The sequence below is a fragment of the Microbulbifer flavimaris genome, from assembly GCF_001641755.2.
GTDB classification, from domain to species: Bacteria; Pseudomonadota; Gammaproteobacteria; order Pseudomonadales; family Cellvibrionaceae; genus Microbulbifer; species Microbulbifer flavimaris.
Genome location: NZ_LRFG02000001.1, coordinates 248,607 through 274,618, shown reverse-complemented (window position 1 = coordinate 274,618; position 26,012 = coordinate 248,607). Strand labels below are relative to the sequence as shown.

Genomic DNA, 26,012 nt, shown 5'->3' with positions numbered 1-26,012 from the left:
AAGCTATGCCCTCCATGCGCCCCCGGCCCGATCGCGGCCAGTTCACCCACCCCCGAGAAACCTATGGCAAGTCCGTGATGGGCGCCCCATTGGTCTACTTCCCCGCCCAGCGCGGCAAGCAGCCGGGACTGATCATTGCCGGCACCCACGGCGACGAGACCGCAGCAGTGATCGCACTGTCCTGCGCGCTACGCTCTTTACCGCCAGAACTCCTGAACCACCATGTGGTACTGGCGGTAAACCCGGATGGCTGCCAGCTGGGGCTGAGGGCCAATGCCAACGGCGTGGACCTGAACCGCAACTTTGCCACCAGCAACTGGACTGCCGAGGGCAGCGTCTATCGCTGGAACAGTCAGGCGGAGGAGCGCGATGTCCGCCTCAAGACTGGCACCAGCGGTGGCTCGGAACCTGAAACCGAGGCGCTGTGCCAGCTGATTGAGCAGCTTGACCCGGCCTGGGTGGTCACCATCCACGAACCTCTGGCCTGTATCGAGGACCCAGACGAGAGCCCGCTTGGTACCTGGCTCTCAGAGAGGCTCAAGCTCCCCCTGGTCACGGAACTGGGTTACCCGACCCCCGGGTCATTTGGCACCTGGTGTGCCGAACGCGACTTGCCGTGTATTACCGTGGAATTCCCACCCATCTCGGCGGATGTCGCCAGCGAGGACTACCTGCCCACGCTGTTTGACCTGCTCACCTACGACGCCGGTTAGGCGGCAGATCAATCCCAGTAAACCCGGCCACCGGCAAAACGCAGCGGCGGATCCACATCCCGGGCCAGCCAGGTGGGGCCGTCCAGATCGCGAAAGCGCACCTTGCCTCCCAGCGGCCAGGCTGCGCGGATGGCGCGGGAGGTGCACAGCATGCAGCCCAGCATCAGCTCGAAACCCATCGACCCGCCCTCCTGCGCCAGGGCCAGCGCCTCGGTGATGCCACCGGTCTTGTCCAGCTTGATGTTGATCATCTCGTAGCGCCCCTGCAGGCGGGTCAAATCCTTCCGCGTATGACAGCTTTCGTCGGCACAGATCGGCAGGGGGTGGGAAAAACTGGCGAGGAACTCGTCGTCATCCGCGGGCAGCGGCTGCTCCAGCATGGCGACACCGAGCCCGGCGATTTCATGGCAGCGCTCGATCAGCGTACTCCGCGACCAGGCTTCGTTGGCATCGATCACCAGTTGCGCCCCCGGAACGGCCTCACGTACCGCGGCCACTCTCTCCCCCACCTGCTGGTCGTCGAGCTTGAGCTTGAGCACGCTGACGCCCCCGGCGACTGCCTCCTGTGCGGCCCGGGCCATCCCCTCGGGCGAATCGATCACGAGCGTCTGGACAGTGGCCAGGGAGACGGGGTCCCCCACCGGACCGCCACCAGCAGCCGCCTCCCAGTCAGCCAGCGCGCAATCGAGCGCGTTGCGTGCGGCACCGGCGGGCATTCGAGACTGCAGCTGCCGGCGATCCAGGCCGGCTTCAACTTCCTCGAGCACCGGCTGAAGCTGGGCCAGCACTGAGTCAACGCTCTCGCCGTAACGGGGATAAGGTGTGCACTCACCCACACCGTGGCGGCCTTCAGCAGCCAGCTCCACTACCACCACTTCCGCATGGGTGCGGACGCCACGGGAAATGACGAAGCTGGTGCGCAGGGGCCATTTTTCCGCATAGCAGCGAGCGCGCATGGAGGTCTCCGGGCGATTGGGGCACCGCGAGTACGGTCCCTGCCCTCCAGTTTAGGCGCTGGGCGGCATTTGACCGGCTTACGGGGACTCTATGCGAAGCAGTAGGGGGGAATAATTCGGGTCGGAAGCGTGGCGCCGGCTGAACCAGCGCACGGCAACAGCGCCCAGGGCGAGGCCGACAATGGCACCAGCGATCGCACCGGGCTCACCCGCAAGCAGGTTGCCAGCATAGGCCAGCGCCAGCAGGGCCAACAGGGGGACCAGGTACACCAGCAGCGCGGCCGTCGTAAGGGTGTGTTCGGCAATGCCAATCACGGCGATATCGTTCAGCCGCACACGGTCGGGATCCCAGCTGTTGAGGGCCACCCGAATCCGTGACGCGCTGGCCCAGTAATCCCCGAGCAGACCGGTACCGCAACCGGACTTGGCTGCACAGCCGTGGCAACCGCTGCGCTGAATGGTTTCTACCCAGATGGCATCCGCCTCAACGGCGACGATGCGGCCGCGCTCCTCCACCACTGGATCAGCCTCCGGTGGTCACGGCCCGCGCCAGCAACTGCGCGGTGCTATCGGGGATCTCCCCGACCACGGTTACGGTGTAATTGATTCCGTCCGCCTCTACCTTGTCCATATAGGCGACTGTCGCACCGCGAATGGCGGAACCCTTGAAGTTGAGCTCGGGACCCAGGCGCTGCACGAAGACAGTAAACACGCTGAGACCATCACTGAACACCAGCATGTCGCCATCGGTCAGGGTCCGTACCGCTACCGGGCGATATCCGTCCGGCAGCCATCCCATGCGCCAGCGGCTCTGGGCGGCAATGCAGGGTGTACTGTTGTCGATGCGTCGGGCAGCTGCTGACTGGGGCTGCAGATCGCTGTCCTCCACCGGGGCCAGATCCAGTTTCACGAACTGGTAGCGCTCCAGTACTTTGCCCTGTGGGCCAATCAGCATAGACCTCAGGGGCAGACCGGTCTCACGGTCCAGGTTGACCAGCATACCGAGACGATGGCGATCCAGTGGGCGCGCTTCGATGATCACCGTGGGACGATCGGCAATCCGCTCCTCGCCCCGCACGACGAACTGGTAGGCCTGCTGCAGGCGCTCCTGACCGGCAGCGCTCAGCAGCGCGGCCCGATTGAAGGGCCCGCCGGTGCCTTCACAGGCACGGGTGACGCCGTGGCTGACCAGTTCCCTGGGATCGCCGCTGAGATAGCGCACCCGCTCCACCTGCTGGCCATCGCGTACCGCGTGCACCACCTGGAGCGTCTCCAGCATGCCTGCGTGCTCGAATGTCACCAGCCCGGAATACTCCAGCTCATTGACCGCCCGACCCAGCTTTTCCAGCCAGGCGCGTGCACTCGCACCGTTAGAGCCGGCCTGCGGGCTTTCCACGGGCATGGGCGGCTGCGACTGCTGCAGGCTTTGCCGCTGGTTGGCCGGTTCTTGCGCGGGCTCGGGCTCCGGCACCACTGCGGTCTGTGCCGACGCCACGGATGTTGTGCCCCACAAGAACAAAGCCAACAGCATGCTGTTGGCTTTTACGTAAACACTGGAGATATCAGTAATACGCAAGGCTATTGACCGTCTTGTTCGCCATAGGTGGCACGGGCGAAAGGCACCATACCCTGGCTACCCACGTGGGCGGCCTGCTCAGAATGCTGAATCATTACCCGGTTGAGGTGACGCATCAATTCCGGCGTCGGCACCTGCGGTTGCAAAGCCGCCTGTCCCGGCACGCCGCTCTTGGGCGCGGGCACCAGGCGGGGACCCGCGGTGCTCACGGCGCGAGTGCTCGGTCCGGGCACATAGATGCTGCTGGGCTGTTGCGCGGGCTGCACGGCCGGCTGCTGCGCCGGTCGTTCCGTCTCGGCAGCCAGCTGCGGAGTCGGTACCGGCTCAGAGACTTGTGAGACCTGCTGGACACCGAGGATGGCTGCAAAAGCCACCGTCGCCGCCACCGCACCACGAGAAAGCATCTGGCGCCAGCGGTGACCGGCGTCATTGGCAGCTGCTCCGGATTCGGATGCCGACTGCTGCAGCGGTTCCTCGCGGGCAACCGCAGCGGAGATACGGGCGGCCAGATCGGTGTCCGTCCTGGCCACGGTTTCGCCGCGCATGACGCTGGCAGCCAGCTGGTAACGCGACCAGCGCTGCCCGGCCTCGGACCCGGCGGAACCGGATTTCAGCAACCGTTGCAGCTCCAGCTCATTCGCCTCCCCATCCATCAGCGCGGACAGGGACTCGTTCAGCCGATCCTGATGATTCCCGTGAGACATACGGGCCAATCCTCTCTGTAACATATGGTTTTGCGACCGCAGCACGCTATTCCGTTCACGGTCTGTTTCTGCGGCGATGGTTAACACTGCTTAACGCCGGTTAACACTTCTGACCGGGCGCTTGGGAATTTGTTTCGCGCCGCGGGTAAAAAATTGCGTCAATTATCGCAACGCAGGCGCCGGACTCAGTTTCGATCCCCCAGGGGCTCTGGTTCCCCGGCCAGGACCGCCTGAACCGTCCGGTCGATAGCCTCACGAGCGCGAAAAATCCGCGAGCGCACCGTGCCCACCGGGCAGTCCATCACTTCGGCGATCTCCTCATAGCTGAGGCCCTCCATCTCCCTGAGGGTAACCGCCGCGCGCAGGTCCTCGGGTAGCGCCCGTATGGCCTCGTGCACTGCGGTTTCCAACTGATCGCGAAAAAGCTGGTTTTCGGGCGTCTCGTTGTCCCGCAGCAGATCGGCACCGGAATAGAATTCGGCGTCCTCCAGGTCCACATCAGAGGACGGCGGGCGCCGCCCGCGGGAGACCAGGTGATTCTTTGCCGTGTTGATGGCGATACGGTACATCCAGGTGTAGAAAGCACTCTCACCACGGAAGTTCGCCAAAGCGCGATAGGCCTTTATGAAAGCTTCCTGGGTAACGTCCTGGACCTCTGCGTGGTCCTTGATAAAACGGCTCACCACGGCGAGGATCTTGTGCTGGTATTTCAGTACCAGAAGGTCGAAGGCGCGCTTGTCGCCCTTCTGGACACGCTCCACCAGCTGGCGATCACTTGGTGACGCCTGTTGCGATGTCATCCCCTACCCCCGTTACCAACTGCACCGCGGGAGATGGCCCGGGAAAATCCGGAGCGGACGGCGCAAGCGTAATTTGTAATGTGTCCAAGACACTGGCGATAGGACATAAGTTCCGTGCCAAATCGACGTATTTGAAGTAGGCGCTATACTACGCCACCCCTTTTAACAATGAAAATTATGAACGCTCAGGCAAATTACGATGTTCTGGTGATCGGCAGTGGCGCGGCTGGCCTCACCCTGGCCCTGCATCTGGCAAATCGCTACCGGGTCGCCCTGCTGTCGAAGCAGCGCCTGCGCGACGGTTCCACCTGGTTTGCGCAGGGCGGTATCGCCGCCGTGCTGGATGACGCAGATTCCGTGGAATCGCATATCGCTGACACCTTAGACGCGGGGGCTGGCCTGTGCCACCCGGACGCGGTGCGCCACACGGTGGAGAACGGGGCTGCTGCCATTCAGTGGCTGATCGACCAGGGAGTGGATTTTACCCGCGAAGACGGTGATTACCATCTGACCAAAGAGGGCGGCCACAGCCACCGACGCATCATCCACAGTGCCGATGCCACGGGCATGGCGGTCCACAGTACCTTAATCCAGCAGGTCCGCGCCGCAGAGAACATCGACTGCTTCGAGCATCACATTGCCCTGGACCTGATTCGCCAACCGGATCCGCAGCGGGGCCGCTTCCGCTGTGCCGGGGCCTACGTCTACAACAAGGAAACCGAGGAGGTGGAGCTGTTCCAAGGCCGCTCCGTGGTGCTGGCAACAGGCGGCGCGAGCAAGGCCTACCTCTATACCAGTAATCCGGACGGTGCCAGTGGTGACGGCATTGCCATGGCCTGGCGCGCCGGTTGCCGGGTGGCGAATATGGAATTCAACCAGTTCCACCCCACCTGCCTCTATCACCCGAAGGCTAAAGCAATGCTGGTCACCGAAGCGCTGCGCGGCGAGGGCGCACAGTTGAAGCTGCCGGACGGCCAGCGCTTTATGGATCGTTTCGACAAGCGGGGCGAGTTGGCTCCCCGGGACATCGTGGCCCGCGCCATCGACCACGAGATGAAACGACTGGGTGCAGACTGCCTTTACCTGGACATCTCCCACAAGGATTCCAAATTCGTCCGCGAGCACTTCCCCACCGTCTACCAGAACTGTTTGCAGTACGGCATCGACATCACCAAAGAGCCGATTCCGGTGGTACCGGCAGCCCACTACACCTGTGGCGGTGTCATGGTGGATGAACACGGTCGCACGGACCTGGACCAGCTGTATGCCATCGGCGAGACCACCTTCACCGGCCTGCACGGCGCCAACCGGCTCGCCAGCAATTCATTGCTGGAGTGCCTGGTCTATGCCCGCGCTGCGGCACTGCATATCGACGCCACCCTGGAAGAAGTGCAACCGCCGAGACCGGCAGCGGCCTGGGACGCCTCCCGCGTCACCGATTCCGACGAGGATGTCGTAATCTCGCACAACTGGGATGAACTGCGGCGCTTTATGTGGGACTACGTGGGCATCGTGCGCACCCGCAAGCGCCTGTTGCGGGCGCAACACCGGGTGAAGATGCTGCAGGGAGAAATCCGCGAGTTCTACGCCAACTACAGAATTACCAGCGACCTGATCGAACTGCGCAACCTGGCGCTGGTTTCCGAACTGATCATTCGCTCGGCCCTAGACCGGCGTGAAAGCCGCGGCCTGCACTACTCGCTTGACTACGAGAGCCTTCGAGAGATGGCCATGGACACCATCCTGGTACCGGAGAACTTCGCCGACCAGCGCCAATTCGTCTGACCGCCGCGGTTCGGCAGTTTCAACGGGAATAGCGCAGCGCCACCTGCAGGCGCCGCCAGTCCTCCGCAGTGACGCTGTCGCGCGCCAGCACCAGGCGCCGGTGCTGGCCGCCCTGATCCCGGCCATTGATCACGATCAACCAGGGCCACAGCACCAGTTCGCCACTCAGGGTAATCTCCTCCGGCTCTCCCCCGGTTGCACGCCAGAACCAGCGCCTGTCCATAGTTGAGATTTCACCACGATAACCGGTCAGGCGCCGCGCCTCACGCAGCCCCAGGGCGATCACCAGCAGAACGGCAGGCGCCAGCAAGGTGACGGCAAAACCGGCAAACCAGAGCACTGTCAGTGCCTGCAGGGAAATAAGGAGAAGCAGGAGGAAAAGCAGTCGGGAGGGGGATACGGGGCAGCGCAGCCGGGCACTGCGCCCCACGACCAGAGGCTCGACCGAGCCGGTGTTATTCCTGGAGCCCGGTGTTGTCACGGATAATCTGCACGATGCGCAGCAACTCCGGATCGGAGGGGTCTTCGCGGCGCATGAACCAGGCAAAGAGATCCTGATCCTCGTTGTTCAGCAACTCGACAAAGCGCTGCTGGTCCTCAGGGTCGAGGGTGTCATAAACGTTGTCGAGAAACGGCAACAGGACCAGGTCAAGCTCCAGCATACCGCGGCGGCTGGCCCAGAACAGTCGGTTACGATCCATACTTCAAATCCCGATATCGGCGGCCGGCGGGTCGCCGGCGACGACGCGCTGACGCGTCGCTGTCTGCTTCAGTCTGTCATTCGCGCGCAGTATAACCGGCGCCTTACCCCGTGAATAGCCGAGCGGCAACCGGGAGCAGCAGTGACGTATATGCCGGGAGGCACCCATTCACGCTTGAAAATGCCCCCGGCAACCCAAGATACTCACCTCCACCAGCAGTACGGAACAGCGAGCGGGCTATGACTATGGATCGACAAGAGTGGCAGGACTTCCTCTCCGGTGAGGGCGCCAAATGGGAGGGAGACCGGGCCCACTTCCCCGATAGCGAAGCGGATCTGCACCTGATCGACCTGAGCCCGCTCGGCGCTGTGTCCGTGCACGGCCCGGACAGCCAGAAATTCCTGCAGGGCCAGATCACCTGCGACCTGGTAAACCTCCCCGACGGCCACGCAACCCAGGGGGCCCACTGTAATCCCAAGGGCCGCATGATCAGCGCCTTCCATGCCCTCAAGGGCGCGCAGGACGATGTTGTCCTGAGCCTGCCCCGCGACCTGGCCCCCATCGCCCTGGCCGCACTGGCCAAGTACGCGGTGTTTTTCAAGGCGGACCTCAAGGAACTCAATGACAGCCACCACTGGCTCGGCCTGCAGGGCGCAGACGCGGTTACTCGCGCGGCGGAACTCCTGTCAGTGCCGGAACTCGCGCACCTGGAATCCGGGGCGGCGAAACACTTTTCCTTTGAGGGTGCCGGGGCCATCGCCCATGTACACAACCGGGAGCAGGTCGCCATCCTGGTGCCGGTCGATGCCGCAGCCGCGCTGTGGAAAAAACTTGCAACCGGTGCCACTCCGGCGAGCTTCTGCCACTGGCAGCTGCGCCAGATTACCCATGGCCTGCCGCAGCTGCACGCAGAGACCAGCGGTATCTTTATCCCACAGATGGTGAATCTGCACCTGCTGGGCGGCGTGAGTTTCAAGAAAGGCTGTTATACCGGGCAGGAAGTGGTTGCCCGTTTGCAGTACCTGGGACAAACAAAGCGGCGCATGTACCGGGCCCGCTGCGAAGCCGGCGACCTCCCTGCACCCGGGCTTTCGATCATGGAAGCCGGTGGCAGCAAGAATTGTGGCGATGTAGTGATTGCCGAACGCAGCGAGCACGGCATCGACCTGCTGGCGGTACTCGCTAATAGCAGTGTTGCCAGCGGCACAGGCCTGCAGCTGGAAGACGGCCGCACCCTGGAACTGCTGGAACTGCCCTACGATGCCGATGCGGATCCGCTGACGGACTGAGCACCGGCACTCCACCGCCACCGGGCGCTCTTGAGCCCGGTCCTGGCCCGCATCCAGTCACCCTGCAAACGGTTGGCCCGAATCAGATTTCCACCGCCACCCGCTGCAGCGCGGAGGCCTCCGGCAGCGCCCACTCAATGGGCGCCTGTCCATGTTGCTGCAACCAGGAGTTGGCCTGGGAAAAAGGCCTGGTGCCAAAGAAGCCACGATGGGCGGAGAGCGGCGACGGGTGCGGCCCTTTCAAGACCAGGTGCCGGTTACCATCGATAAAGGCGCCCTTCTTCTGCGCGTAGCTGCCCCAGAGAATAAACACCAGCCCATCCCGCTGCTCCGCCAGGGCGTGAATCGCGGCATCGGTAAACTGTTCCCAGCCCTGCCCCTGGTGGGCACCGGCCTTGCTGTCTTCCACGGTGAGCGTGGCGTTCAGCAACAATACCCCCTGCTCCGCCCATGGCTGCAGGCAGCCGTGGTGGGCGGGTTCGATACCCAGGTCCGAATGTAATTCCTTGTAGATATTTTTCAGCGACGGCGGAATGCGAACTCCGGGCATCACGGAAAAACAGAGGCCGTGCGCCTGCCCCGCGCCGTGGTAGGGGTCCTGCCCCAGAATCACCACCTTTACTTTATCGAACGGCGTGGAATTAAAGGCGTTAAAAATTTGCGGTCCGGGCGGATAGATACACTTGCCAGCCTGCTTTTCCGCCCGCAGGAATTGCCGCAGCTGGGCCATGTAGGGTTTGCGGAACTCACCGTCGAGCACCTTGCGCCAGGACGGATCGATTTTAATGTTCTGATCTGCGGTCATGGTTATTTCCGAAAGATTCTTTTTATTTCTTTTTGCAGCGCGGGCACGACTTCGCTCTCAAACCAGGGGCGCTGTTTCAGCCACAGCGTATTGCGCGGGCTCGGGTGCGGCAGGGGGAAAAAGCCGGCAGGCAAGGCATTGCGAAAGTGGCGCACGTTTTCGGTAATGCTGCCATACCAGTGCGGCAGGTAATAGCGTTGCGCATACTGGCCAATCAGAAGGGTGAGTTTCAGGTTTGGCAGCTGTTCCAGCAACTGTGCATGCCAGGTCGGTGCACACTCTTTTCTCGGCGGCAGGTCGCCGCCCTTGCCGCGGCCCGGGTAACAGAAGCCCATGGGGATGATGGCAATGCGGGATTCATCATAGAAAGTCTGCCGGTCCATATCCAGCCACTGCCGCAGCCGGTCGCCGGAGGGATCATTCCAGGGGATGCCGGTCTCATGCACCCTGGTTCCCGGCGCCTGCCCGATCACCAGCAACCGCGCCGTCGGCGAGGCGCGCAGGACCGGATTCGCTCCCAGCGGCAATTCATCCTCACAGAGGCGGCACTTACGCACTTCCTCCAGCAGCGGAATCAGCTTGCTCACGGGTGATCGGGATGCGCTAGATGCATCAGCAGCGCCCGCTGATCCGAGGGGTCAGCGGCGCGCGCCACATTGTTGTTGTCGAGCACCACGTATATACCATTTTCGCTGACGGCCAGGCCCTCGGCTTTGCCAAAGCGGGTATCCGCATAGACAAATATCGGGGCCTCCTCGACTGCTCGATAGTCGATGCACCAACTCGCCTCCAGCGTCTGCAAAGAGCGACGGCAAACGGCAAACGCGTTGCGCTCGAGGGTATAGAGGCCGCCGCGGAAAATATCCAGCCCGGTGACGTCCTCAGCGCGGCCGTAAAAATCCAGCCCGGCCACCGGCGGCAACTGCCGGAATTCCAGGTCAGCGCCCTGTCCCGCTTGCTCCGTTGCCCCCTTCAGGCGTAACAGACCGCGGGGCTGGCGCTCCAGCGCAATCCAGAACTCCGGCCGTTCTGCGGTTCCGGAACGGGTAATCCCCTCGCTGCCCGCGTTGAAGACCTGCAAATAGCCTTGGAAGCGGGCCGCCTCTCGCCAACGGAATGGCAACCAATTAAGTTGAACATCTCCCGTTTCGCTCGCGCTGATACGGGCAATGCGGTCGTGGCGCTCACTGACAACAAAACGGTGATCTGCGTCGCAGGTGACGCCCTCAAAGTCCATTTGCGCACCGGGGCGCACCAGCGCGGCCAGGCGGTTGACCAGACTCTCGTGATCCGGCGCTTCTGGCGATTGGAACTGGCTGCGGATATCCAGCGCTGCTGTTCTCACATCCGGCCGGTTCGGCAGGCGGATGCGATAGAGACGGTCATCGCGCTTGTCTGAAACCGCGAGCAGCTCGCCGTCACAGAAACTGAGCCCGGAAATATCCAACCCCGCACTGCCCTCCAGCCACCAGGCGCCCAGCAGTTTTGCCGTGCGCACCGTCTCCGCTGTGCAGACCAGGCTCCAGCCGAACATGATGCCAGCGAGAAACAGACGGGACAGCTTGGGCATCGGCAGACTCAGTCGCGGAAGTTTTCGAACTGTAATGGCTGACCAAGCTCCTTGCCCCGCAACAGGGCAATCACCTGCTGCAGGTCATCGCGCTTTTTGCCGGTCACGCGAACCTGGTCGCCCTGGATGGAGGCCTGTACCTTCATCTTCTCGTCCTTGATCAGCTTGACGATTTTTTTTGCCAGCTCTTTGTCGAGGCCGTTCTTCATGGTGATAGCCTGCTTGACCACCTTGCCGGACTGCTCCATCTCACCGATTTCCATGGCCTGGGGATCGATGTCGCACTTGATCAGCGAACCGCGCAGCATGTCCACCATCTGCGTCACCTGCATTTCCGCTTCCGCACGGATGACCAGGGAGAATTCATTCATCTCCACCTCGGCATCCACACCCTTGAAGTCAAAGCGGTTTCCCACAGTGCGGTTCACCTGATCTACGGCGTTGGTGAGTTGGTGTTTGTCCACTTCAGACACAATGTCAAAGGAAGGCATTGGCTTCTCCGTTCTCTCTTACTTTACGGGCGGTTTATTTCAGGTTTTCGGGCACGACTTCGACACTCTCGGCGTCAGAGCCTATCCAAATATGGCCATCCTGGATGGTCACCTGCAACTCCATATTGCGGTCCGCCAACCCGGCGAGCGCCTCGCAGGCGTCGGCAGGCAACTGGAAAACATGCAGGTTATCGAAGCGCGATAGGGTCCCTTCCAGTTTCTGCCACCATACCGGCGCTGTGCGGCGACCGTAACTGTACACCAAGACCCGCCGGGCCCGGGCGCAGGCTTTCCGAATCCGCTCCTCTGATGGCAGCCCCACCTCGATCCAGGTCTCCAGCTCCCCACCGAGGCTCCACTGCCAGAGATCTGCCTCATCGTCTGAGGAGAGCCCGCGGGTAAATTCCAGCCGTTCAGTGGCATTCAGGGCAAATGCCAGCAGTCGCACCATCATCCGCTCATCGGTCTCTGACGGATGGCGCGCCAGGGTGAGGCTGTGGGCCCCGTAGTATTCGCGATCCATGTCCGCAATCTGTAAGTGAGCCTTGAATATCGTAGCTTTCAGTGCCATTCGGTTTCTCTTTCTCTGGGCGCGGCAGCCACCCGATATCGGGGGGCTATTATTGTCGGGCTTATTTGCAAAAAGCGGGTAACAGCAATGTCTTCAGGAATACTCAGCGGCAAAGGCTCACTGCATTGGCGCCTTATTTACTGGCCACTACTGGCACTTTTTGTTGTCTCAGCCAGCGGCTGCGGCATCAACAACATCCCCACCATGGACGAGCAGGTGAAAGCCGCCTGGGCGCAGGTGGAAAACCAGTACCAGCGGCGAGCCGATCTTATTCCCAACCTGGTGAAGACCGTCAAGGCCTACGCCGACCAGGAGCGGGAGACCCTGCAGGCGGTCACCGAGGCCAGAGCCAAGGTCAACTCCATGCAGGTGGATGAAAACATCATCAACGACCCGGCCAAGCTGCAGCAGTTCGAGCAGGCCCAACAGCAGTTGAGCGGCGCGCTGTCACGCTTGATGGTCGTGGTAGAGCGCTACCCGGACCTCAAGTCCAACCAGAACTTCCTCGCTCTGCAATCGCAGCTGGAAGGCACGGAAAACCGCATCAGTGTTGCCCGGCGCGATTATATCTCTGCGGTGCAGGGCTACAACACGGAGATCCGTACCTTCCCGGGGCGGATCTGGCACATGGTGCTCTACAGTGATATGCCTCTACGCCCCACTTTCGAAGCGACCAGGGAGAACGCCGAAGAGCCGCCAGAAGTCGACTTTCAATAACCCAGAGCAGAAGCAGCGATCATGCCGCGCCGCATCACCGCCGCCATTCTCGGGCTCCTCGCAGCACTCTGTGTGGCGATCGCGCTCGCCGACCTCCAGTTCCCAACACTGTCGGGACGGGTGGTGGACGACGCCAACCTGCTCAGCCCGGCCACCGAGTATCGGTTGACGGAACTGGCACAGGCCCACGAAAAGGAGACCAGCAACCAGGTTGTCGTGGTGACTGTGCCGGATCTGCAGGGACAGACCATCGCCGAATATGGCTACCAGCTGGGCCGGCACTGGGGCATCGGCCAGGAAGGCAAGGACAACGGCGTGTTGTTGATCGTGGCGCCGAGTGAGCGGCAGGTGAGGATTGAAGTGGGTTATGGCCTCGAGGGCGTGCTGACCGATGCCCTCTCCGCCAACATCATTCACACCAAAATCCTGCCCCGCTTTCGCAACGGGGACTTCGATGGAGGTGTTATCGCCGGTGCGGAGTCGATCCTCGCCGCGATCAGAAACGAGTATGTCGCCGAGCCCACCGAGACGGAAACTGACCGGCGGATGGCCATACTGGTGGGGCTTTTCTTACTGCTGATCATGCTGCAGCTGTTTGGCGGTTCATTGCTTGGCCCGCCCTCCAGCCGTGGCACCTATCGCCGCGGACGCTATGGCGGCTACTACGGTGGCGGCGGTTTCGGTGGCGGATTTGGCGGAGGTGGTTTCGGCGGCGGCTTCGGTGGCGGCGGCGGTGGTTTCGGCGGCGGAGGCGCTTCGGGGGGATGGTAATGCTTACCAGCGAACAACGCAGGCGGGTATCTGACGCCATCAAGGAAGCGGAGTCGCGCACGGATGCCGAGCTGGTCACCGTGCTCGCCCGTGAATCGGACAACTACCTTTATATTTCCACATTGTGGGCAGCTTTCCTGGCCCTGTTGCTGGCGCCACTGATGCAGTTCCTGCCCTGGTGGATCGAATACAACCAGGCCTTTACCCTGCAGTGGCTCCTGTTCATCCTGCTGGCGCTGCTGTTCCGCTGGCGACCGATCACCATGCGGCTGGTCCCAAAACGGGTGAAGTACTGGCGCGCCGCAAACGTCGCGCGGCGGGAATTCCTGGAGCAGGAGCTGCACAGCACCCAGGGACGGCTTGGCCTGCTGATTTTTGTTTCGGAAGCCGAGCACTACGTGGAAATCCTCGCGGATCGCGGACTCGCCGAACATATTACCGATGAGACCTGGCGTGAAGTCGTCGAGCATTTTATCGGCGAAGTGAAGCGCGGAAAGACCGGTGAAGCCTTTGTGCACTGCGTCGAACGCTGTGGTGACCTCCTCGCAGAAGTGGCGCCGCAAACTAAGGTCAAAAACGAGCTGGCAGATCACCTGGTCATCCTCGAATAGCAGGCTTTGGGCATGCGGGAGCAGAAAACAGTGAACAGTCGAATAACAGGCGTGCTGATCGCCGCAGCGACAATCGTGACAATCACAGCCGGAGCGGCTTCCCTGTGGCCAGCTGACAGACAGGCGGCCAATCCTGCCGCTACTGCAGGTCTTCAACAGAACGAGCGCCCCCTGCGTGAGCGTGTGGAACTACTGGAACAGGAGCTGCGGGAATCTGCCCAGATACAGCGACAACTCCTCGAGCTGGTGGAGGAACTGCGCCAGTCCATCGAGGGGGATATGGGCCAGCCTGCAGGGGAAGCCCGCCCTGCCAGCAGCCGAGTGGGCCAGAGCGGCGTCAGTGAGCGGCCTCGGGCAATGGGCCGCAGACAGCGCCTGCAGCAGCACCGGCAATCGCAGATGCAGCGTCTGCTCGACGCGGGCATGGATCCAGGCCGGGCACAGTTCGTGCTGGAAAAAACAGAGCGATTTCAGTTCGAGCACACCCGGCTTTCATACCAGTATCGCCATATGGCAGACAAATCTTCCGAAGAAGCCCGGGCATTACGACAGCAGCTGGAAATACACAGCAATCCCCGCCGGATGTTCTCCCACCTGCTGAGCGCCGAAGAGTTCGAACTGTACCTGGAAGCCAATGGCGGCCGGCAGGAGATCAATATCAACCGCGTTGTGCCCGACACACCGGCGCAGAACGCAGGCTTACGAGCGGGAGACCGCATCATTTCTTACAACGGTGAGCGTATTTTCCACATGGGCGACCTGCGCCAGCAGGTATACCGGGTACCACCGGGAGAAACGGTTGCCGTCGAAGTACAGCGGGCCGGCAGCAATAACCGGGAAACCATTTATGTGCCCAGTGGGCCGCTGGGCATACAGGGATAAATCACCTCCCCTTTTTTGGGCAACCAGATTGGCCTCGCCTTTTATTTCCTGAGTTGCGGAACAGTTGCATGTACACCTTAATTCTTACCCACGAATTACCCGGCGCTAGGGAATACTTTTGTCGCCGAAGACCACACCTCAACAGAACCACCACGGCATTCAGAGGATCCAAGTTATAACAGCTGTCAACTGATCGTCCGGAGTCTGCCCGAGGCGATCACTTTCGGAAGATGAAACAATAAGAAACTCATGGAGCCGCCATGCGTTCTGCGCAGCCACGCTCGATACCAGCACCAATCATGCTGCTGGTCGCCGCCATGACAGGCTTTCTTGTCAGCATCCCCATGCTCTTAACAAAAACTTCAAGCCCGAGCGGGGCTATCGAAACGTCGACTCCGGAACTGGAAAATCGGATTACAAAACTCGAGAACTCGCTGGCAAAAGCCATGCAGATTCAGGAGCGCCTGTTGGCATTGGTCGGGGAAATACACGGGCAGCAGGTGGAAACGCGGCCCATCTCCGCCCCCCGGGAAAATGTCACAACCACGAACGGCAGTCTCCGGGAGCCACCCCAGCAAGCCCGCCCAGTGAGCCGCTTTGCCACTTCCCGTCGCGAGCGGCTGGTACAGGCCGGCATCAGTCAGAACAGGGTCGATAGGATTCTGGCGCGGGAGTGGGAACTCCGCTACGAACAGCAACAGCTCCGCCACCGGTATAAGCACCTGGAAGATCAGTCGACAGATGAGGCCGCCAAGATTGCGGGAAACCTGGAGCGCTACGACAACATTGAAGAAATCGTCGGTAGTGAGCTTAGCCCGTGGGAATACGAGCGCTATCGGGAGGCGATAACACCCGGAGAAAAGATAGTGATCACCGCGGTACTGGACGGGTCCAACGCCGCAAATGCCGGAATACGTCCGGGAGATCAGCTGCTGTCCTACAATGGCTCGCCCGTCACGGATGCACGCACCATGCGGTCTCTACTGGATCAGGCGACACCAGGTAGCAAAGTGCCAGTGGTGATCAGGCGTCTGAAGCCTAATAGCGAGTTGACAGTCTATGTGTCAGCCGGGCCGCTGGGCGTGCAGACCTTGTTCAGTCCACGCTTTCTCCGGCAGGATTCGACCGGGGACAACCCCTGACCGCTGACCCAGAAGGGAGAGAGATGGAGTAAGCAGCGCCGGGGGACGCTAGATTTTCATCCGCCTCCTCCCGACTCTGGCTCTTGTTATTCGCCGCTGACCTCGGGGCGCATATGCGGGAACAGCAGCACGTCGCGAATCGACGGTGAGTTGGTCAGCAGCATCACCAGGCGGTCGATACCGATACCCTCACCCGCGGTCGGTGGCAGACCGTATTCCAGCGCGCGGATATAGTCCGCGTCGTAATGCATGGCCTCGTCGTCGCCGGCATCTTTTTCCGCGACCTGGGCTTTAAAGCGCTCCGCTTGGTCTTCGGCGTCGTTCAGCTCCGAGAAGCCGTTGGCGATCTCGCGGCCGCCGACGAAGAACTCGAAGCGGTCGGTGACAAACGGATTGTCGTCGTTGCGCCGTGCCAGCGGAGAAACTTCGGTCGGGTACTCGGTGATGAAAGTCGGCTGGTCCAGGCGGTGCTCGACGGTCTTCTCGAAGATCTCGATCTGTACCTTGCCCAGGCCCCAGCTGTCCTTCAGCGGGATATCCAGGGACTCAGCCACTTTGCGGGCACCATCGATATTGTCGATGTCAGTGTGTGCAAGCCCCGGGTTATAACGCAGGATGGAGTCGAACACGGACAGGCGCGTGAACGGCTTGGCAAAGTCGTAGGTGCTGTCCTGGTAAGTCACGGTAGTGGAGCCCAGCACGTCAGAGCAGATACCGCGCAGCATCTCTTCGGTGAGGTCCATCAGGTCGTTGTAATCGGCGTAGGCCTGGTAGAACTCCAGCATGGTGAACTCAGGGTTGTGCCGGGTAGACAGACCCTCGTTGCGGAAGTTGCGGTTGATCTCATAGACCCGCTCGAAACCGCCGACTACCAGGCGCTTCAGGTACAGCTCCGGCGCCACGCGCAGGTACATGTCGATATCCAGCGCGTTGTGGTGAGTGATAAACGGGCGCGCAGTGGCGCCGCCGGGGATCACCTGCAGCATCGGCGTTTCCACTTCCATAAAGTGGTGGCCGTTGAGGAAACGACGGATGTAGTCGATCACCTGCGAGCGAATACGGAACACCTCGCGGGACTCCGGCGTGGCAATCAGGTCCACGTAACGCTGGCGATAACGCAGCTCCTGGTCGGCGATGCCGTGGAATTTTTCCGGCAATGGGCGCAGGGCCTTGGTCAGAAGCGTGTACTTCTCGCAGTTGACGTACAGATCGCCCTTGCCTGACTTGTGCAGGGTACCCTGCACGCCGACGATGTCACCGATATCCCAGCCGCCAAAACGCTCCTTGAGCTCTTTCTGTGTGGCCTTGTCCGCGTACAGCTGGATGCGCCCGGAAACATCCTGAATCACCATGAACGGACCGCGTTTGGCGAGAATGCGGCCCGCCACACAGGCGGAGTTGCCCAGCTCTTCGAGTTCTTCCTTGCTCTTCTCACCGAAGGACTGCTGCAGGTCAGCGGCCAGGTTCTCGCGGCGGAAACTGTTCGGGAAAGCGTCGCCTTTTTCACGCAATGCGCTCAGTTTCGCGCGGCGCTCGGCAATCAGCTTGTTTTCGTCGTGCTGCATGTCGGTCATGGGAACTTCCAATACGGAATATTAAATGGTGTAGGCGAAAATCAGGTTTGCGGGGCCGGCGTGATCCGGTCGGCCCGCGGCCCGCGCAAATGGATCAGAGCCCTGCCTTGAGACTGGCCTCGATAAACTGGTCCAGATCCCCGTCCAGCACCGCCTGGCAGTTGCTGGTCTGGACGCTGGTGCGCAGGTCCTTGATGCGCTGGTCGTCGAGTACATACGAGCGGATCTGGCTGCCCCAGCCGATATCGGCCTTGCTGTCTTCCATGGCCTGCTTTTCGGCGTTGCGCTTCAGCATCTCCTGCTCGTAGAGTTTGGCGCGCAGCATTTTCCACGCCTTGTCCCGGTTCTGGTGCTGCGAGCGCTCACTCTGGCAGGCGACCACGATCCCGGACGGCACATGGGTCAGACGCACAGCGGAGTCCGTCTTGTTTACGTGCTGGCCGCCGGCGCCAGAGGCGCGGTAGGTATCTTCGCGGACCTGGGACTTGTCCACCTCGATCTCGATGTTGTCATCGATTTCCGGGGAGACGAAGACTGACGTAAAGGAGGTGTGGCGTCGGTTGCCGGAGTCAAACGGCGACTTGCGCACCAGGCGGTGAACACCGGTCTCGGTGCGCAGCCAGCCAAAGGCGTGGTCGCCCTGGAAGTGGATGGTGGCACTCTTGATGCCGGCCACTTCCCCGGCCGAAGCTTCCTCGAGGGTGGTCTTGAAGCCGTGCGCCTCGCCCCAGCGCAGGTACATACGCAACAGCATCTCCGCCCAGTCCTGGGCCTCGGTGCCGCCTGAACCCGCCTGAATTTCCAGGTAGGCGTTGTTGGGGTCGTTCTCGCCGGAGAACATGCGGCGGAACTCCAGCACGCCCAGCTGCTTCTGCAGCCCCTCGATCTCAGCAGCCACCTCGCTGACAGAGTCCTCGTCGTTCTCCTCGACGGCCATATCCAGTAGCTCGCGACAGTCGGCGATACCGGATTCCAGGCTCTCGATAGTGGTGACGACGGTTTCGAGCGAGGCGCGTTCGCGGCCCAGTTCCTGGGCGCGGTCCGGGTTATCCCAGACGGAGGGCTCTGCCAGTTCCAGTTCGACTTCGGTCAGCCGTTCTTTCTTGCTGGCATAGTCAAAGGTACCCCCTAAGAACGTCGGTGCGCTCTTCGAGGTCTTTCAGGTGATTCAGGAGAGGGTTGATTTCCATAATCTCTCGGATTCCGGGCAAATTAAAAGCGGCGCGCATTCTACCGTAGCGCGCCGGGGTACGGCCAGTAGGGGCAATAGAGGGCGGGTACATCCACCTGCTGAACAGACAAGTGAATCCGGGGTGCGGGGCCACACCCCATAATGTCAGCCGTTGTCGGAGGGGCAGTCCCGGTGCTCGTATTGAGCCTGCTGGGCAGGGTCGAAGCCCAGCTGCAGGGCCGCATCGAGGGACCTCTTGTCGATCAGGTGGAGGAGAATATCCCCGGTCTGGCCTCCACAGACCGCGGGATACATCCGGTCCGTACGGACGCCGCAGCGGGATTCCTGCACCGTGACTCCCTGCCCGGACAAGCGATCCTGGCTCTCGGAGAGCGTGGTACCGCCCCCCTCACACTGCAGGCTGCCGCGACTCTCGAACACCCAGATCAACTGCTCCGCGCTGGCGGGGGGCGACTCCTCTTTCTCCTCTTCCGGCTTTGTCGCCTGCTCCTCGGGAGCCGGTTCCACCCCCTCTCTGGGGCCACAGGCGCTCAACAGGATTGCCGCCAACAACAGGCAAAGGTATCTCGAACTCATCAGTTCTCCTCCTTGAGAATTTCGGCGCGCGCCGCACCTGGCTGAGGACGACTCAGCCGAAGGCCAGCCACCCACCTACGGACAGCATCAGCGTGCCGGCGATGCGATTGATCAGGCGAACGTTTTCACCCCGCTCCAACAGGCGGCTGAGGGTACGACCACCGGTGGCGTAGATCAGCATGCACAGGGTTTCCAATAGCAGAATGATAGCAACCAGCACCGCAAGCTGTGGCGCCAGGGGGCGCCCATCACTAATAAACGGCGGTAACAGCGCAATAAAGAAAGCCCAGCCCTTGGGGTTGGCGACAGCAGTCAGGAACCCCTGCAGCGCCAGCGCAGAACGAGCCGGCGGCGCCCCCTTGGCGCGCTCGGCCGGCGCCACCATGACCATCCGCCCGCGGGCGCGCCACATCTGCACCCCCAGCCAGGCCAGGTAGGCACCACCGGCATACTTGAACCACTGGAAGGCTTGCGGGTGTTGAAGCATCAGCGCCGCAATGCCCAGCACCGCGGACACTGCCACCAGTGCCACGCCGGCAAGTTCACCCAGCATCATCCAACCGGTGCGTCGCACCCCCACGGTCATACCCAGGGTCAGGGCCAGGGTCATGCACATACCCGGGGTAATGGACACGAAGAAAAAGGTGGGCACGAACAGTGCCAGAACGGAGAGATCGATCACGCCCAGCATCAGTGATGACTCCCCGCGTGGGCACCATAGCGGCTGAGCAACATGCCCGCCAGCATCAGGCTACAGCCGATGAGCTCGCGCAGTGCCAGCACTTCATTGAGGATCAACCAACCGGTGATCAGCGCGAATACCGCCTCGAGACTCATGATCACCGTGGCGTGGGAGGTAACCGCATGGCGCAGCCCGAGCAGCTGGAAAGTAAAGGCGAGCGCGGTGGAAAAGATCATCATGTAGGCGATGGGCCAGGCCGCATCGACGGCGCCCTGCAGGGTGGCGTCCTCCACGGTCAACGAGGCGATGGCGGACAGAATTCCACAGCTGAGGAACTGTACCACTGCCAGGCGCAGGGCATGGAAGCCCCGCACCAGGCGATCGGCCGTCAGCACCTGGATGGCGAAGGCGAAAGCGCCGGCAAATACCAGCAGGTCCCCGATCAGCTGCGTCTCTTCGGAAAAATCACTCAGCCAATAGAGCCCCATCAGGGCGATGCCAATGCCGGCCCAGGTCCAGCGGTTGGTGGGCTTACCCAGAGACAAACCAATCACCGATACCAGCAGCATTTCCATGCCGGAGATAAAACCGGCACGACCGGCACTGGTGTAAACCAGGCCACCCTGCTGCAGTGCCGCACCGAGAAACAGCCAGAATCCGAGAATGGCGCCGGGCCCCAGGCAGTCGCGCCAGCGACTGCGGATGGGTACGCCCGGTTGCGGGGTCGCCACATCGCGACGCGAGGACAGCCAGTAGACAACGGGAATCAGAATCAGCCCGCCGAGGATAAAACGCCAGGCATTGAAGGCCAGCGGTGGCATATGCTCCATGGCGATCTTCTGCGGCACAAACGCCAGGCCCCAGAAAAATGCCGCCAGCAACAGAAGCAGTTCCGCTCTTGCCTGTTCTGCTTTCATTACCAATAAATCCTTGAAAGAAGGTACAAATACAACCGTCGCTATCGAGCCACCGGATCATCTCCGCGAGATGGGGCCCCGCAGCTGAGAGCGAGGATCCGACGGGGCAACTCTGCTCGGGACACGCTGTGAATGCATCCCTGCACGCTCGGCGTCGGCGCCCCTGCCTCCGACGGTCCCGAGCAGAGTTGCCCCGCCGAATCCGGCAGCTTTCGTGACAGCCCCCGCAGTAGCGCGATCAACTGCTCGCGCCGCCCGGGTTTTGAAACTCAAACCGGTTCCAGATAGCTCACCAGCAGCTGCAGCGACTCCCGCCCCCGGAACTCGTTGATATCCAGCTTGTAGGCCAGACGCACACGATCTGTCGGCTGCGGCCACTGGTCTGTATCCACATTGAAGGCAATGGCATCCAGGGCCAGCTGCGGGCTGGCCTCCGGCGCCACCACCATTTTCAGGTGCCGCTCGCCGACGATGCGTTGCTGCAGCAACAGAAAATCGCCGTCGAACATCGGCTCGGGAAATGCCTGCCCCCAGGGCGCCAGTGCCCTCAGCGCCGCCGCCGTCTGCAGGGTGAAATCACCGGACTGCAGCGCACCGTCGGAATCAATCACCGCCTGCAGCTGTGCCTCCGTCAGGCGCGCGCGCACTGCGGCCTCGAAGGCCCCGGTGAAAGCCGGCAGATTTTCCCGGGGCAAACTGAGCCCCGCCGCCATGGCATGGCCACCAAACTTGGAAATCAGATTCGGATGAGTCGCAGCCACATCGCTCAGGGCATCGCGGATATGCAGCCCGGGAATGGAGCGGGCCGAGCCCTTGATCAGGCCGTTGTCGCCATCGGCAAAGGCGATCACCGGCCGGTGAAATTTCTCCTTGATGCGGCTGGCGAGGATACCCACCACACCCTGATGCCATTGCTTGTCGTAGAGGCACAGGCTCCAGGGAATCTCACCCTCCAGTTGCAGCTTCTCCAGCGCCGCCATTGCCTCGCGCTGCATGCCCTGTTCGATGGCCTTGCGGTCCCGGTTCAGTGCATCCAGCTCCGCCGCCAGCTCCCTCGCCTCCGCCGGGTCGCGGGTCAGGAGGCAGCGAATCCCGGTACCGATATCGTCCAGGCGACCGGCGGCGTTGATGCGCGGGCCGAGGATAAAGCCGATATCGGTGGTGGACAGCCGGCGCCGATCGCGCCCCGCAACATCGAGCAGCGCCTCGATACCCGGCCTGCAGCGACCGGCGCGAATACGGGCGATGCCCTGATGCACCAGGATGCGGTTGTTGTGATCCAGGGGCACCAGGTCGGCCACGGTGCCCAGGGCCACGAGATCCAGATATTCCGCCATATTGGGCGGTGCGATACCGGAATCTGCAAACCACCCGCCCTGCTCCAGCGCGGTTTTCACGCGGCTGAGCAGGTAAAAAATAACGCCCACACCGGCCAGGTTCTTACTGGGGAAATCGCAGTCGGGCTGGTTGGGGTTGACGATCGCATCCGCGTCCGGCAGCTCGCAGCCCGGCAGGTGGTGATCGGTTACAACCACCTTCATACCCGCAGCGCGGGCCGCGGCCACGCCATCGATGCTAGAGATCCCGTTATCCACGGTGATCAGCAGGTGCGGCCCATGGTCCTTCGCCACCTCGACAATTTCAGGTGTGAGGCCGTAACCGAAATCGAAACGGTTCGGCACCAGGAAGTCGACACCGGCCGCCCCCATGGCACCGAGGGCAAGCATGGCCAGCGTGCTGCTGGTGGCTCCGTCCGCATCGAAGTCACCGACGATCAGGATTTTCTCACCGGCGCGGATGGACTGTTCAAGGATACGTACTGCCTCCGGCAGGCCACGCATGGCCTCCGGCGCATGCAGCCGGTTGAGCCGGTGATCGAGCGCCTCCTCACTGGTGACGCCGCGTCCCAGCAATACGCGCTGCAGAATTTCCGGTGTGTCAGAAGCAAAACGGCCAGTGGACAAGTCCACTGGCCGTCGCTGAATTGTCTTGTTCATTCTCGCTCAGCTAATCGGAGGTTGCGTCGATGTTGCGCGAGCTTCCCCGGGGCATTCCGCCCCCCGAGCTATCGGGAGACAGTCACACGGCCCCGAGAGCCGTTGCCATAAAGTCGTGGACCTTGCCCAGATCGTTGGGGAGCACCTTCATGCGCTCCTCGCGCTCAAACAGGTCCTGCATATGGGCCGGCAGGGGAATTTGCTCAGTGGGCAGCGCGCGGGCCACCGCGTCAGGGAATTTTGCCGGGTGCGCGGTCGATAAGCAAACCATTGGCTCAACCGTGGAGCGGCGCACCTGCCGCGCGGCCTCCACACCGATCGCGGTGTGGGGGTCGAGGATATAGCCGCACGAATCATACAGCTCACGGATGACCGCCACCGTGCGCTGATCATCGACAGTCCAGGAGGAGAAGACCTCCCGCGCCTTGCTCAGGGCATCCTGGCTCAGGTGCATGGGCGCAGAGCGGTCGGCCAACAGGTCGGCCACTACAGCGCCGTCACGGCCGTAAAGATCGAATAGCAGGCGCTCGAAGTTGCTCGACACCATGATATCCATACTCGGGGACAGGCTGTGTACCAGCTCGCGAGGGGTATGGTCATTGCCGCTGATGCAGCGGTGCAGGATGTCGTTCGCATTGGTGGCGATCACCAGCTGGTCGATTGGCAATCCCATCTGACGCGCCAGGTAGCCGGCGAAAATATCACCAAAATTACCGGTCGGCACAGAGAAGTTCACCGTCCGCTCGGGCGCCCCCAGGCTGACCGCCGCGTAAAAGTAATAAACGATCTGGGCCATGATCCGGGCCCAGTTGATGGAGTTGACCGCAACCAGCCGACGCCCATCCGGGAGGAAGGACTGGTCGGCGAAGCTGGCCTTCACCATATTCTGGCAATCGTCGAAATTACCCTCGAGGGCGATATTGAACACATTATCCGACAGCACAGTGGTCATCTGCCGCCGCTGCACGTCGGATACCCGGTTGTGCGGGTGCAGGATGAAGATATCGATATTGTCACAGTGCCTGCAGCCTTCAATGGCCGCGGAACCGGTATCCCCGGAGGTCGCCCCCATCACCACCACGCGCTCACCGCGCTTTTTCAGCAGGTGGTCGAACAGCTGGCCGAGGAACTGCAGCGCGAAGTCCTTGAATGCCAGTGTCGGCCCCTGGAACAACTCCAGGATCCACTCGTTGCTGCCGGTCTGAACCAGTGGCGCAATGGCACCGTGCCGGAAGTTGCGATAGGCCCGCTCAATAATGCCGCGCAGCTCCTCGTCGGTCAGTTCTCCCCCCACAAAAGGCTGGATGATCCGGAATGCCAGCTCGCGATAGTCGAGGCCCGACATCGCACGGATTTCCTCGGTGGAAAAACTCGGCAGGGACTCGGGCACATAGAGGCCCCCGTCACTGGCGAGTCCCGCAAGGACAGTGTCGGAAAAAGAGAGCGACGGCGCACGGCCGCGGGTACTGATAAATTTCACGGTGCTTCCGCTTAATAGATGGAACAGGGAATAAGATTCTTGGCGAGGTCAGGGGCACGGCAGGCCCGCAATGCGACACCTGCCCCACTTCAGGCCGCTCGGCTCAGCCCAGCGGCTCCACCCGGATGCGTACGACTTCACCCTCGACGGTATCCAGCGCCTCGATCTGCGAGACAGCCTCGCGCAAGCGCGCTTCTTTGGCGCGGCTGGTGAGGATCACTACCGGCACCAGGGCTTCGCCCTCAGCTGGTTCGTGCTGGATCAGGGCCTCGATACTGATGCCCTCGTCACTGCAGATTTTCGCCACCTGCGACATTACGCCGGGCTTATCCTGGGCGGAAATACGCAGGTAGTAACTGGTCACGACTTCGTCCATGGGCAGCACCTGGGTCTCCCCCTGGCTGCCGGCAGCTACACCTGCCAACGGCACTCGCTGATCCGGCGTTGCCTCGAGTGTGCGGGCCACATCGACGATATCCGCGATCACTGCCGAAGCTGTCGCCTCGTCTCCCGCACCAGCGCCATAGTAGAGGGTGGGCCCCACCGCATCACCGTTCACCAGGACGGCATTCATGACACCATTCACGCTGGCAATCAGGCGGCGCTGGGGGATCAGTGTGGGGTGCACCCGCAGTTCCACCCCGTGCTCGGTGCCGCGGGCGATACCCAGGTGCTTGATACGGTAACCCAGCTCGTCCGCATAGCGGATGTCCTCGATGGAAATGCCGCTGATCCCCTCGGTGTAGACCTTGTCGAATGCCAGCGGAATACGGAATGCCAGCGAAGCCATAATCACCAGCTTGTGAGCTGCATCGATGCCTTCCACATCGAAGGTAGGATCTGCCTCGGCATAGCCGAGCGCCTGCGCCTGTTCCAGAGCCTGCTCAAAGGTGCGGCCCTTTTCCCGCATCTCGGTCAGGATATAGTTGCCGGTACCATTGATGATGCCCGCCAACCACTGGATGCGGTTACCCACCAGGCCCTCGCGCAGGGATTTGATGATCGGGATACCACCGGCGACGGCGCCCTCGTAGGCAATGCTGACACCTTTCTCAGCTGCGGCCGCGAACAATTCATTGCCGTGCTCGGCAATCAGCGCCTTGTTGGCAGTGACAATATGCTTGCCATTGGCAATGGCGGCCAGGATCAGTTCGCGGGCGACGGTGGTGCCGCCAATCAGCTCAACCAGAATATCGACTTCAGGGTTGGAGGCCACATCGAAGATTTCCCGCGAGACGTTGATCTGGCTCGTATCACAGGCGGGGTTATCGCGTCTCGCGCCGATCTGCACGATCTCTACCGGGCGGCCGCAACGGGCGGCAATCTCTGCAGCGTTGCGGCTCATGACGTTGACCGTGCCGCTGCCGACGGTGCCCAGGCCGCAGATACCAACGCGCACAGTGCGTCTCTGCTTGTCCGGACTCTTTTGAGGTGCGTATTGGATGGTTTCTTCGACGGTTGCGCTCACAACTTCTCCCCGCGCAAACGGCTTACCTCTCCCGCAGGACTC

Annotated in this window: 28 protein-coding genes; 8 read left to right on the top strand and 20 right to left on the bottom strand. The window is 61.8% G+C overall.

Going from position 1 to position 26,012, the window contains the following annotated elements; genetic code table 11:
• Nucleotides 1-5: 5 nt before the first annotated feature.
• Nucleotides 6-713 carry a murein tripeptide amidase MpaA gene (mpaA, locus tag AWR36_RS01275; protein ID WP_067079925.1) on the top strand — a complete coding sequence of 236 codons (708 nt, stop codon included), beginning with the start codon at nt 6-8 and terminating at the stop codon, nt 711-713.
• Nucleotides 714-721: 8 nt separating this feature from the next.
• On the opposite strand, the gene ycjG is transcribed toward mpaA, so the two are convergent.
• From ycjG to rpoE, 5 genes are all read right to left on the bottom strand, one after another.
• Nucleotides 722-1,669, bottom strand: coding sequence for an L-Ala-D/L-Glu epimerase (gene ycjG / locus AWR36_RS01270; protein ID WP_067079923.1), 948 nt, complete (start codon nt 1,667-1,669; stop codon nt 722-724).
• 78 nt (nt 1,670-1,747) lie between these two features.
• Nucleotides 1,748-2,188, bottom strand: coding sequence for a SoxR reducing system RseC family protein (locus AWR36_RS01265; protein WP_067079922.1), 441 nt, complete (start codon nt 2,186-2,188; stop codon nt 1,748-1,750).
• 4 nt (nt 2,189-2,192) lie between these two features.
• Complete coding sequence (locus AWR36_RS01260; RefSeq protein ID WP_067079921.1) at nt 2,193-3,245, bottom strand: MucB/RseB C-terminal domain-containing protein; 1,053 nt, start codon at nt 3,243-3,245, stop codon at nt 2,193-2,195.
• 2 nt (nt 3,246-3,247) lie between these two features.
• Entirely contained in the window at nt 3,248-3,949 is a 702-nt protein-coding gene (locus AWR36_RS01255) for a sigma-E factor negative regulatory protein (RefSeq protein WP_082679326.1), read from the bottom strand.
• A 185-nt stretch (nt 3,950-4,134) separates the two neighbouring features.
• Nucleotides 4,135-4,749 carry an RNA polymerase sigma factor RpoE gene (rpoE, locus tag AWR36_RS01250; protein WP_067079920.1) on the bottom strand — a complete coding sequence of 205 codons (615 nt, stop codon included), beginning with the start codon at nt 4,747-4,749 and terminating at the stop codon, nt 4,135-4,137.
• A gap of 177 nt (nt 4,750-4,926) precedes the next feature.
• Here rpoE and nadB point away from each other — a divergent pair, with 177 nt between their 5' ends.
• Entirely contained in the window at nt 4,927-6,534 is a 1,608-nt protein-coding gene (gene nadB / locus AWR36_RS01245) for an L-aspartate oxidase (protein ID WP_067079918.1), read from the top strand.
• 19 nt (nt 6,535-6,553) lie between these two features.
• Here nadB and AWR36_RS01240 read toward each other — a convergent pair whose 3' ends face one another.
• Both AWR36_RS01240 and AWR36_RS01235 read right to left on the bottom strand, forming a co-directional pair.
• Nucleotides 6,554-7,015 (bottom strand): protein YgfX, encoded by a 462-nt coding sequence (locus AWR36_RS01240; protein WP_176491080.1) that lies wholly within the window; start codon nt 7,013-7,015, stop codon nt 6,554-6,556.
• Nucleotides 6,990-7,235, bottom strand: coding sequence for an FAD assembly factor SdhE (locus tag AWR36_RS01235; RefSeq protein ID WP_067079914.1), 246 nt, complete (start codon nt 7,233-7,235; stop codon nt 6,990-6,992). The genes AWR36_RS01240 and AWR36_RS01235 overlap by 26 nt, the downstream gene beginning before the upstream one ends.
• Before the next feature lie 245 nt (nt 7,236-7,480).
• Between AWR36_RS01235 and ygfZ the strand changes: the two genes are divergently transcribed.
• Nucleotides 7,481-8,524 (top strand): CAF17-like 4Fe-4S cluster assembly/insertion protein YgfZ, encoded by a 1,044-nt coding sequence (gene ygfZ, locus AWR36_RS01230; RefSeq protein ID WP_067079912.1) that lies wholly within the window; start codon nt 7,481-7,483, stop codon nt 8,522-8,524.
• Nucleotides 8,525-8,606: 82 nt separating this feature from the next.
• Here ygfZ and ung read toward each other — a convergent pair whose 3' ends face one another.
• From ung to AWR36_RS01205, 5 genes are read right to left on the bottom strand one after another with little or no spacing between them, the layout of a single operon-like run.
• Complete coding sequence (gene ung, locus AWR36_RS01225; RefSeq protein WP_067079910.1) at nt 8,607-9,329, bottom strand: uracil-DNA glycosylase; 723 nt, start codon at nt 9,327-9,329, stop codon at nt 8,607-8,609.
• A 2-nt stretch (nt 9,330-9,331) separates the two neighbouring features.
• A complete protein-coding gene (locus AWR36_RS01220; RefSeq protein WP_067079908.1) occupies nt 9,332-9,916 on the bottom strand; it encodes a uracil-DNA glycosylase family protein in 585 nt (194 codons plus the stop codon).
• Nucleotides 9,913-10,899, bottom strand: coding sequence for an esterase-like activity of phytase family protein (locus AWR36_RS01215; protein ID WP_067079906.1), 987 nt, complete (start codon nt 10,897-10,899; stop codon nt 9,913-9,915). Before AWR36_RS01215 ends, AWR36_RS01220 begins: the two co-directional genes overlap by 4 nt.
• Nucleotides 10,900-10,907: 8 nt before the next feature.
• Complete coding sequence (locus tag AWR36_RS01210; protein WP_067079904.1) at nt 10,908-11,390, bottom strand: YajQ family cyclic di-GMP-binding protein; 483 nt, start codon at nt 11,388-11,390, stop codon at nt 10,908-10,910.
• Nucleotides 11,391-11,424: 34 nt separating this feature from the next.
• Nucleotides 11,425-11,961 carry a YaeQ family protein gene (locus tag AWR36_RS01205; protein ID WP_067079901.1) on the bottom strand — a complete coding sequence of 179 codons (537 nt, stop codon included), beginning with the start codon at nt 11,959-11,961 and terminating at the stop codon, nt 11,425-11,427.
• Nucleotides 11,962-12,048: 87 nt separating this feature from the next.
• On the opposite strand from AWR36_RS01205, the gene AWR36_RS01200 reads away from it, so the two are divergent.
• The 5 genes from AWR36_RS01200 to AWR36_RS01180 all read left to right on the top strand — a co-directional run bounded on the left by AWR36_RS01200 (nt 12,049) and on the right by AWR36_RS01180 (nt 16,084).
• Nucleotides 12,049-12,678 (top strand): LemA family protein, encoded by a 630-nt coding sequence (locus AWR36_RS01200; protein WP_067079899.1) that lies wholly within the window; start codon nt 12,049-12,051, stop codon nt 12,676-12,678.
• Between the two features lie 21 nt (nt 12,679-12,699).
• On the top strand, nt 12,700-13,449 hold the full coding sequence (locus AWR36_RS01195; RefSeq protein WP_067079897.1) for a TPM domain-containing protein: 750 nt from the start codon (nt 12,700-12,702) through the stop codon (nt 13,447-13,449).
• Nucleotides 13,449-14,060 (top strand): TPM domain-containing protein, encoded by a 612-nt coding sequence (locus AWR36_RS01190; RefSeq protein WP_231745208.1) that lies wholly within the window; start codon nt 13,449-13,451, stop codon nt 14,058-14,060. The genes AWR36_RS01195 and AWR36_RS01190 overlap by 1 nt, the downstream gene beginning before the upstream one ends.
• Nucleotides 14,061-14,090: 30 nt before the next feature.
• Nucleotides 14,091-14,942, top strand: a complete 852-nt coding sequence (locus AWR36_RS01185) for a PDZ domain-containing protein (RefSeq protein WP_197409208.1) — start codon at nt 14,091-14,093, stop codon at nt 14,940-14,942.
• Between the two features lie 260 nt (nt 14,943-15,202).
• Nucleotides 15,203-16,084 (top strand): PDZ domain-containing protein, encoded by an 882-nt coding sequence (locus AWR36_RS01180; protein WP_082679323.1) that lies wholly within the window; start codon nt 15,203-15,205, stop codon nt 16,082-16,084.
• Nucleotides 16,085-16,170: 86 nt separating this feature from the next.
• Here the strand turns inward: AWR36_RS01180 and lysS are convergent, their stop codons facing one another.
• The 8 genes from lysS to AWR36_RS01140 all read right to left on the bottom strand — a co-directional run bounded on the left by lysS (nt 16,171) and on the right by AWR36_RS01140 (nt 25,970).
• Nucleotides 16,171-17,658 carry a lysine--tRNA ligase gene (gene lysS / locus AWR36_RS01175; RefSeq protein ID WP_067079887.1) on the bottom strand — a complete coding sequence of 496 codons (1,488 nt, stop codon included), beginning with the start codon at nt 17,656-17,658 and terminating at the stop codon, nt 16,171-16,173.
• 94 nt (nt 17,659-17,752) lie between these two features.
• A protein-coding gene (prfB, locus tag AWR36_RS01170; RefSeq protein ID WP_096866603.1) for a peptide chain release factor 2 occupies nt 17,753-18,848 on the bottom strand; the annotation gives its coding sequence in 2 pieces (ribosomal slippage) (nt 17,753-18,775 and nt 18,777-18,848; 1,095 coding nt in all).
• A gap of 146 nt (nt 18,849-18,994) precedes the next feature.
• Nucleotides 18,995-19,426 (bottom strand): hypothetical protein, encoded by a 432-nt coding sequence (locus tag AWR36_RS01165; protein ID WP_067079883.1) that lies wholly within the window; start codon nt 19,424-19,426, stop codon nt 18,995-18,997.
• A 52-nt stretch (nt 19,427-19,478) separates the two neighbouring features.
• Nucleotides 19,479-20,117, bottom strand: a complete 639-nt coding sequence (locus AWR36_RS01160) for a LysE family translocator (protein WP_067079881.1) — start codon at nt 20,115-20,117, stop codon at nt 19,479-19,481.
• Nucleotides 20,117-21,025 (bottom strand): DMT family transporter, encoded by a 909-nt coding sequence (locus tag AWR36_RS01155; protein WP_067079879.1) that lies wholly within the window; start codon nt 21,023-21,025, stop codon nt 20,117-20,119. Before AWR36_RS01155 ends, AWR36_RS01160 begins: the two co-directional genes overlap by 1 nt.
• A 269-nt stretch (nt 21,026-21,294) precedes the next feature.
• The gene (gene recJ / locus AWR36_RS01150; RefSeq protein ID WP_067079877.1) at nt 21,295-23,022 is read right to left on the bottom strand and encodes a single-stranded-DNA-specific exonuclease RecJ; all 1,728 of its coding nucleotides are present in this window, start codon (nt 23,020-23,022) and stop codon (nt 21,295-21,297) included.
• An 82-nt stretch (nt 23,023-23,104) separates the two neighbouring features.
• The gene (thrC, locus tag AWR36_RS01145) at nt 23,105-24,502 is read right to left on the bottom strand and encodes a threonine synthase (protein WP_067079875.1); all 1,398 of its coding nucleotides are present in this window, start codon (nt 24,500-24,502) and stop codon (nt 23,105-23,107) included.
• Nucleotides 24,503-24,605: 103 nt separating this feature from the next.
• Nucleotides 24,606-25,970 (bottom strand): homoserine dehydrogenase, encoded by a 1,365-nt coding sequence (locus AWR36_RS01140; protein WP_231745207.1) that lies wholly within the window; start codon nt 25,968-25,970, stop codon nt 24,606-24,608.
• Between the last annotated feature and the right edge of the window lie 42 nt (nt 25,971-26,012).